The 8189-nt window shown below is 57.2% G+C and carries 10 protein-coding genes; 2 read left to right on the top strand and 8 right to left on the bottom strand.

From position 1 onward, the window contains the following. Nucleotides 1-4 precede the first annotated feature (4 nt). The 3 genes from GCE01_RS16030 to GCE01_RS16020 all read right to left on the bottom strand — a co-directional run bounded on the left by GCE01_RS16030 (nucleotide 5) and on the right by GCE01_RS16020 (nucleotide 2369). Nucleotides 5-283: a hypothetical protein gene (locus GCE01_RS16030; protein ID WP_010505526.1), complete on the bottom strand. Its 279-nt coding sequence runs from the start codon at nucleotides 281-283 to the stop codon at nucleotides 5-7. Between the two features lie 27 nt (nucleotides 284-310). Beyond that, a complete protein-coding gene (ssb, locus tag GCE01_RS16025; RefSeq protein ID WP_099213636.1) occupies nucleotides 311-805 on the bottom strand; it encodes a single-stranded DNA-binding protein in 495 nt (164 codons plus the stop codon). Nucleotides 806-1544: 739 nt separating this feature from the next. Further along, nucleotides 1545-2369, bottom strand: coding sequence for a hypothetical protein (locus GCE01_RS16020; RefSeq protein ID WP_099213635.1), 825 nt, complete (start codon nucleotides 2367-2369; stop codon nucleotides 1545-1547). 351 nt (nucleotides 2370-2720) lie between these two features. On the opposite strand from GCE01_RS16020, the gene GCE01_RS16015 reads away from it, so the two are divergent. Next, the gene (locus GCE01_RS16015; protein WP_099213634.1) at nucleotides 2721-3419 is read left to right on the top strand and encodes a DUF4365 domain-containing protein; all 699 of its coding nucleotides are present in this window, start codon (nucleotides 2721-2723) and stop codon (nucleotides 3417-3419) included. A gap of 320 nt (nucleotides 3420-3739) precedes the next feature. Further along, the gene (locus GCE01_RS16010) at nucleotides 3740-4333 is read left to right on the top strand and encodes a nuclease-related domain-containing protein (protein ID WP_099213633.1); all 594 of its coding nucleotides are present in this window, start codon (nucleotides 3740-3742) and stop codon (nucleotides 4331-4333) included. 12 nt (nucleotides 4334-4345) lie between these two features. Here GCE01_RS16010 and GCE01_RS16005 read toward each other — a convergent pair whose 3' ends face one another. The 5 genes from GCE01_RS16005 to GCE01_RS15985 form a co-directional block, all read right to left on the bottom strand. Further along, complete coding sequence (locus GCE01_RS16005; RefSeq protein WP_099213632.1) at nucleotides 4346-4711, bottom strand: hypothetical protein; 366 nt, start codon at nucleotides 4709-4711, stop codon at nucleotides 4346-4348. 67 nt (nucleotides 4712-4778) lie between these two features. Then, complete coding sequence (locus GCE01_RS16000) at nucleotides 4779-5174, bottom strand: hypothetical protein (RefSeq protein ID WP_099213631.1); 396 nt, start codon at nucleotides 5172-5174, stop codon at nucleotides 4779-4781. After that, the gene (locus GCE01_RS15995) at nucleotides 5174-5545 is read right to left on the bottom strand and encodes an ABC transporter substrate-binding protein (protein WP_099213630.1); all 372 of its coding nucleotides are present in this window, start codon (nucleotides 5543-5545) and stop codon (nucleotides 5174-5176) included. Before GCE01_RS15995 ends, GCE01_RS16000 begins: the two co-directional genes overlap by 1 nt. Before the next feature lie 85 nt (nucleotides 5546-5630). Next, entirely contained in the window at nucleotides 5631-6122 is a 492-nt protein-coding gene (locus GCE01_RS15990) for a MucR family transcriptional regulator (RefSeq protein WP_099213629.1), read from the bottom strand. A 282-nt stretch (nucleotides 6123-6404) separates the two neighbouring features. Then, nucleotides 6405-8189: ATP-dependent helicase (locus tag GCE01_RS15985; protein ID WP_099213628.1), on the bottom strand; the 1785-nt coding region annotated here is incomplete at its 5' end.

Genomic DNA, 8189 nt, shown 5'->3' with positions numbered 1-8189 from the left:
CACGTTATCCATTGGTTTTCGCCTCCGTCTTGTCCTCAGGATAGGGGATATAGGCCAGAAAAGTCAAAGAAATTGCCTCAAGCGCCGCACCCAGAAAAAAACAGGTGACGGCACGCATGGGGGTCAACGGTCCTGTCCCGGATATGAGTGGGGTCACGATGCCGAGCCCCCACGCGCTGAGGGCGAATGTCTGAAGGACGCTGGCAATCGCCTTGTAGCGGTCTTCCTTGTGTTTGGAGCGCTGCGGCGGGGGCAGCAGCGCCATGAGGCGGTCTTTGTTCATCTGGCGCAACGCTCCTTTTTCCCGGAATCAAAACGGCACGTCATCGTCAAGATCGTTCCCGCCCGGTGCGTCCCAGCCCGCATTGCGGTTTCCGTTGCCAGACGATCCCCCGGACCGGCCGCCATTGCTTCCACCAGCAAAGCCGCCCTCGCCTTCATCGCTGTTGCCCCTGTTGCTGTCGATCAGCACCAGCTCACCCCTGAAACGGTCAATGACAACCTCTGTGGTGTAGTGCTCCTGACCGCCCTGATCGGTCCATTTGCGGGTGCGGAGTTCACCTTCGATATAGACCTTGCGGCCTTTGCGGAGAAAGCGTTCCGCTACGTCACCAGCCCGCTCATTGAAGATGACGACCCGGTGCCATTCGGTGCGCTCACGACGCTCCCCGCTCTGGCGGTCGTTCCAAGTATCAGACGTGGCGAGTGTAAAGCTCACGATCTTGGAACCGGACTGCGTATGACGGACTTCGGGGTCTTTACCAAGGTTGCCAACGAGAATGACTTTGTTAACAGAACCGGCCATGAGAACCTCCAAGAATTAAGGAACGTATCAACTGGACTGTTTCGGCGTTATTGCCTCCGTCCATGAATATATATTATGTTTTTACTTACTTGCAGTCAACAAAAAACCGCAGAAAACCGCCATTTTTGAGAAAATAAAGCCTCCGAAACTCACGATTTACTTGTTGAATACTGAAAGGATATTTGATGTTTTCCTAGACCCGTCCTGCCCGTGCGGCGAGCACACTGACGGCGACGAAAGGGGAATGGAGGTGGCGTTTTCCTGAGCCCATCCTGCCACCGGCCAAGACGGGCGACGGGACAGGCCGTCAAGCCCGGAGCGTCCTGAGCAAGGGGACTGGTTTGCGTCTGATGCGGGGTCGCGTGCGGCCCTGCAGCAGATGCGGGCCTGACACCTGAAGCCGAGGGATGTGCAGTGGCTTTACGGACTGGCACGACGACTGTCAGACTGAACGCTGGATGCGAGGCCACCTTCATGGAACGTGCCTCCCCGGACGGTCCAAAGGACTGGCCGGGGAGGTTGAGGAGCCGTCTCACGAACAGATCCCCCAGACCAGGACCGCCCGTTCATGGAAAAGGATGCGGGTAAGCCGTACCCGAAAGGGCCAGACCCGATGTCCAGACGCCCGGTTGAGGGCGACTGGACATCGGGGCTAGGCGGAGCTTGGCGACGAAGGAGCCTAGCGCAGTAGGGCGAACGAACCCGTCAGGGCCGCCCCGATCCTCTTTTCGCCTCCCCTTCACATCACCCACGGGTCAGTCTCGAAGAAAGAAAACACTCTATCCCCTCTCTCCCCCTCTGCTTTCTTCAATCTCCTCCTCAGCACCTTCCGCTCCTGGCGCGCTTTCCGTCTTTTCTTATCGCTGGCCTTCCAGCGGCCCCGCAGAACATCACGCAGCTCCGGGCACTGTGCGCTGATCTGTCCATAGGACTGACGCCGGAACCGGGCGACGCCACCGAAGCGGTCGATCCCTGTCAGCAGGGTGCTCCTGCCGATCTCCGGATAGAGAATCACCCCGAGGCCATCCTGCGCGTCGGGTGTCGAGGGCGGGCGGAGAAAGAGTGTGGCGAAGCCGTCCGTTGTCTCAACCCATCCCGGCACCGGCCCTGCCAGTCGGCGCAAAGGCATCAGATCGAAGTCAGGGCAGTTCTCGGCTATGGCGGCCGCGAGAGGCGGAGACCTGTGCCAGAAGCTGGCACTACATCCCGGCCAGTCTTTTGTGGCGTCTGTCGGAAACAGGATTCCGAAGACTGTGATGAGATCCGCTTCATAGACAAGCTGACCGCCCTGCCATTTGGCAAAGGCCGGATTATCAAAGCAGTCGAAATACTCCATGCCCCGGATGCTGACGTCTGGATATTCGTCAGACAGCCCCAGCCCATGACCAAGAAATGACGTCCCGATCCCGCTTTCGAGGGTCATCACGAGTGTTGTTTCATCCTCCCACGTCATGTGTTCGGGTGCGCAGGTCCGGTAGGCGCGCTCTCTGGCGATCTGGCGCAGACGATCCTGTGGGCCGGTGAGCGTGAAGACTGTTATGACGGGAGTAGCCACGGAGAACATCCTTTTTCATTTTCTGGATGCTTTCCCGCAGGCGCAGACGGCTGGCCGGGACAATGGCGCGCCCTCAGGGCGCGGGCCGCGTGCGGCCGAACCATTGTGGCGGCCGGACGGCCTGTGGCGCGTCTTCCCTGTTTTTTCTTTTTCTTATTTACAAAGTACGCGTCCGAGGAGTGCACGATTGACGGCTGGTTACGCCTACACCTAGGTCGTTAAGTAACAACTGGGAAATTCAGCAAATCGGGCCTGGTCTCGGTTAAATCGGGGTGCTGTTTATTCATGATATACCGATACAAATTTGCGAGTTCATGGTTTCACATTTAAGGTTTTGCCACCTTGAAACGGGATATACAAATGCAATTTACAGCCAACAATACAATAGATCAGGTCGGCATTCATTATTTTTCCATGATGACCACTAAGGTTCTTGGTCATATTTGTCGGTTAAATACAAGTACAGATGTAGGGATTGACGCTTGGATCGAACTGGTCGATGGAAACCGAATGGCAACCGGCACATACGTCGCAGCTCAGATAAAATCGTCAGAGAATACAGATGAAAAAAATAGCATTACCCATTACATAGATGAAAAACATAAAGAATACTGGTTAAACCATAGCATTCCGGTGGTTTTTGTTGACGTTAATATCGATAAAAATTGCATCCTTATTAAGGATATATCTCAAAGAAATTTAGTTCAAACTAATACACGGTGGAAGATAACTCTGACTGAGGATGATGAATTATCCAAAGTCGGACGCGATCTTTTTTCAAGGTTGGCGAGGCCTCACCCGAGTGACCCCTTACGTTCCAAACTCCGCGAATTGCAGATTGTATTAAATGATTATAGTTACGTTCCTGCGATGGTGGCCGATATGGCAGATGGTCTTCAAGTCATTGGTCGCACAATAATGGAACTCACGCAGCTACTAGATATGGCCAATCTGGATACGGCTCGATATGGTCGCGAGATACGTTCTGATATTGAAATACAAATCTTCCGCGCGCTAAACATTAAAACAGAGTGGTCATATTATTACACCTCAGATTGAGTTGTTGTCCTGGTTATTGCGGTAAGAAGCCAGGCTAGGCATTACATTGGCGCGTCAAGTCTGCCGCTGAAGAGAAGTGGCGTAGTCGGTCGCGTCGCCGCTTCTTCGTCATAATGCCTGTTAGGAGACATTCCGTTTCTCCCCCCTAACTAGGCGTTGGCATCGGCAGAGTGTGACAGGTGTTCTCGCGATGCGGTGCCAAATAGAGAGACCGCAAAGTCGCAAAGCACGTCGCTAGAGTCCGGATATCGTTTGCCAGACCAGAGACATGCCATGCGCTTTACCAACCCCCATACTTTCGCCTGGAGGCGCGCCTTCGTATGGTCCGCCTGAGACTACGGCCGCGTGGCGGCCCCTCTCGCATCGAGCGGAGCGACAGCGCGCACGCAGCATGGAAGAGCCTTCAGGCAGAACTCAAGGGTGCCAAAGGCGAGGACAGGATCCGCGCCCTCCTGAACGAACTGGGACGGCCCAGCCTCCATGACGTTCACCTTCCCACGGCCTCTGGTGATGGCACGACCCAGATTGACCATCTCGTCCTCTTGCCCCGTGGTCTCATGGTCATCGAGACCAAGCACTATGCGGGCCATCTGAGCGGGCATCCGAATGACGAATACTGGCGCCAACGTCTTGGGAAGGAAGAAGAAGGCCGGCTGATCTACAGCCCCGTCCGCCAGAACGCAGGCCATTGCGCGGCCGTCCGCGCCATCACCTCGCAGGCCTGTCTGGATGTGGAGATCCTGAATCGCGTGGTCCTGACAGGGCGCGCCAGCGTCAGCCCGGCCCTAGAGTCCAGTGTCAGATCGCCGGACGCTCTGGCAAACGAACTGAGACAAAGTGGCGGAGAGGCTTCTGGAGTGATGATGGGCGTGTGGCAAAGGATTGTGCACGTCGCCCATCATACAAAAAAATAGGCGCGCAGTGCCTTAATCCGTGCCAATCCCAATCGCGGCGGCCGTATATCGGGTTGTCGGCAGGATCCGGACAACCGCCTCACCGCCAACATCAGAAAGATACAGCAGCCCGTCCTTCGGACAGCCCAGGGGGCGCCCATCCGGATCAAGCACCAGACGCAGGCTGGTGATCGGGCTGACTTCATAAACATGATGCTCGTCCCAGGAGACGAACGCATGAATCCGCCCTTTTTCGACCACCGTATGCAGCGTTCCCGGAAGAATCCCTCGGGTTTTCTGCTTCAGGCGCTCTGACATGAACTGACCAACAGCCTCTTTCTGCTGCTCGGTCAGACTCTCATATGTGCAGGGGGCGGGATAGATCGGTTCACCAGTCACGCGGCCAGTCCTTCCTTGCTGAGATGGATAAGGAAAGCGCCAAAGGTGCCTCCCTTATCGAGACAGGTCAGTGTTTTGCCGACGCCTGGCGTTGCTCGTCAATAAAGTCCGTGACGTCTTTCAGGACGCCATCCGGAATTTCCTCACCGTCATCAAGATCGACTTCCAGACCTTCAGCCGGTGCCTCCGTGCTGCCAGCAGACAGGCCCAGGCAGAGATCCGGATCTTCAGGATCGTAATCGACCCGCACAGCCCAACCATCCGACAAAAAGACGAAATCGCTAAGCAGGCCGTAATCCTCTAGATCGTCGTCATCCTCAGCCTCATCGGCGTCTGACGGCAGATCGGAGGCCTTGCAGACACCCGCATACAGGCCAGGAAAGGCTGTGTTCAGCGCATCCACAACCTGCTGGGTCTGCGGACGAAAAGGTCCAGTCTTTGAGACCGGCATGACATCACACATCAGTTCAGCTTCCAGCAGGTGGAGGTCACATGCTGACTGAAGGTCAGGCGTGTGTTGCCATTGTGATCACCGATCAGCTCGCACCGTACCCATTTTGACGGGGAGGTCCGGTCCACGAATTTTTCAAGGGTCAGGATGTTGCCTTCTTCACCAGCCGACGTGCGAATGGAATAGCCGGCATCAAGCAGTGCCTGAAGGCTTTCGGGAATGGCTGCGAAGGGCGTAGGCACGGAGGCCGCATGGCCTTTGGACGTCGGTGTCGGGGATGCAAACCCCATACTCCCAAGAGCCGGATCGAGGGCCATGGCAGGCGAAAGGGCAGCGGCCGTAAGGCCTGCTGCCAGGGCAAGAGAAGAAAGAAGACGGGTCACGGTCTGTCCTTGCGGTTCACTGGATCTGAAAAGATCGCTTTACCGGACAAAGGTAAAGACCGCTTCTGCGACTTCCTAAAGAGACTCAGACCTTTGCAGGACGTCCGCGACGCTTCTGTGGGATTTTCCGCATGGGCACCTCAGGCTCGGCCTCTTCAACAGTCGGCTCAGTCTGGCCGCCCCTTCCCTGCCCAAGCCCGATCTCGTGCGCAAGCTCCGTGCGACGACGCGAGTATCCCGGTGCTGTCATGGGGTAATCGTAAGGCAGCCCCCACTTCTCGCGATACTCTTCCGGCGTAAGATTATAGGCCGTTTTGAGATGCCGCTTGAGAATCTTCAGCTTTTTTCCGTCTTCGAGACAGATGATATAGTCCTCGAACACAGAGCGCTTCGGATTGACGGCCGGGATCAGCTCGACTGGCTCTGGCTCGGGCGCCTGACCCGCCGAAGCAAGGGCTGCATGGACAGTTCTGATCAGGCCGGGAAGCTGCTCTACCGGTACCTCGTGAGCACCGACATAACTTTCGACAATATCGGCGGTTAGATGACGGAAGTCTGTTTCAACGTCTGCGGTCATTTCAAATGCCTTTTTCAAATTTTGACTGTGTAGAGTGTCTGTCTATACGCAAGATAACATGACAGGTCACTGAGGTCGCGTGGTTCGCGGCATGGGAGCCGGGGCAACACCTCGCCCCAGATGACGATGTTCAGAACAATAGTGTGTATCGCCCTTCACTCCGGTAAACCCGAAGGCCGCCCCCTTCCCGCAAACCTCGCAGTCATAAAGCCATCCAGACTTCGTCCTGGGCCGCTGAGAGATGTAAGGCCTGTCGTCAGGACTGTGATGATCGGACATCCCTTAAAATCCCATGGCATCAAGAGCGGCCGCCGTGTGCCGGAACCGGCCCCCTGTCTCTCTTCTCTTCGATTGCCCCTGCTGGCGCAGCCAGCCTGTCACGCGATGCTCGGCAGGGATTTCCTCAATAAAGCCTGACGGCCTCGCTGAAACACCCTGCCGATAGCCGACACTGCTGATCGTGGCCTGCTGCATGGCGCGGGTGAGTGACACATAGGCCAGTCGGCGTTCTTCTTCATAGTTCCGCTCGCCCATCCCCGGAAAAACCGTCTCCTCCCAGGCAGGCAAGAAGACGTGGGGAAACTCCAGACCCTTGGCCCGGTGCATGGTCATGAGCTGCACCCGATCGCGTCCGCGCTCATTCGGTGAGGCCGTGGCGAGGGCTGCGTGCTCCAGAAGATCCTGAAGCCGGGTAAAGCCCTCGGCCAGCCCGACCAGCTCGGACAGGTTCTGCAAGGCCGTCTCCCCTTCTTCAGACGCGGCCTCCCGCCACATTGTGTAGTAGCCGGTCTCCTTCAGGAGGGTATCGAGGCGATCACAGAGCCGCATGTCGGGGATCTGCCCGATCCGGGAGACCGTCTCACGGAAGGCCAGCAGGCTGTCGCGCACCTTTGCTGGCAGCGTTGCCGTGGTGACGGCCGCACACAGGCTGAGGCCGCGATCCTGCGCGTCCTGCTCGATCTGGCCAAGCGCCTTGGCGCCAAGGCCGCGCCTGGGCACATTGGCCACGCGACGAAACGCCTCATCGGACTGGCGACTGTCCGGACAGGCCGCGAGCATCAGAAACGCGAGCGCGTCCTTCACCACTGCCCGGTGGTAGAAGCCGACATCGCCGATGATCTCGTAGGGAATACGCGCTTTGAGCAGCGCCTCTTCCAGGGAACGGGACAGACGGTTGATCCGGTAGATCATCGCCATATCATGCCAGGCAACGCCTTCTGCCGCACGACGTCCCATCTCGGCCGCGATCGCGTCGGCCTCATCTGACGCATAATCGTAGCTCAGGACCTCGATTTTCTGACCGTCGCCCTTCTGGGTAAACAGCGTCTTCGGGATCCGGCCCGGGTCTCGCGCGATGATGGCATTAGCGGCCTGGAGAATATGATGCGTCGAGCGGAAGTTCTCTTCGAGCTTGAAAAGTCTGGCCCCGTCAAACTCACGAACGAAGTTCCGGATGAAGCCAATTTTGGCCCCACGCCAAGAATAAATTGACTGCGAATCATCGCCTACGGCAAAGAGTTCTCGTGAGTATTCAGACATATAGGTGAGCCACAGCATCTGTGCACGGTTCACGTCCTGAAACTCATCGGCCATTACGGATGTGAAGCGCTGCGACCACCTATCACGATAGGATCGGTCGTTCATCAGCGCAAGCGTTGGCCACATCAGCAGATCGGAAAAATCGGCGGCATTCTGCTCGCGCAGGGTCGCCTGATAGATCTGGTACAGACGAACGGCGAACTCCCAACCTTCGACATCGACCATCTGTCGGGCGGCACGGCGGCGCTCGATCAGCCCGCGCACCCAGGCCGGTGCGGCCTCAGGCGTCACGAGGTTTTCTTTCATGTGCCCGATCCGCTCGCCCATCTTCTTGACCTGCCGGACGTCACACTTCTTGCCTGTGTCCGGTTCGGGCACAGTGTCGGGGTCCATGGCCTTCATGAGACGGCGGATCAGCGCTGTCGCATCGTCCGCGTCGCGGATATCGAAACCGGGGTGTAACTGTGCCACCTCGGGCTCGGCCCGAAGCTGTCGCGCGCCGAGGCCATGAAACGTACCAAGCCAGAA

Origin of the sequence: Gluconobacter cerinus (assembly GCF_002723935.1) — a bacterium.
Classification (GTDB): domain Bacteria; phylum Pseudomonadota; class Alphaproteobacteria; order Acetobacterales; family Acetobacteraceae; genus Gluconobacter; species Gluconobacter cerinus.
The sequence above is the reverse complement of the archived record's forward strand: the minus strand, read 5'-3'. Positions and strand labels throughout refer to the sequence as shown.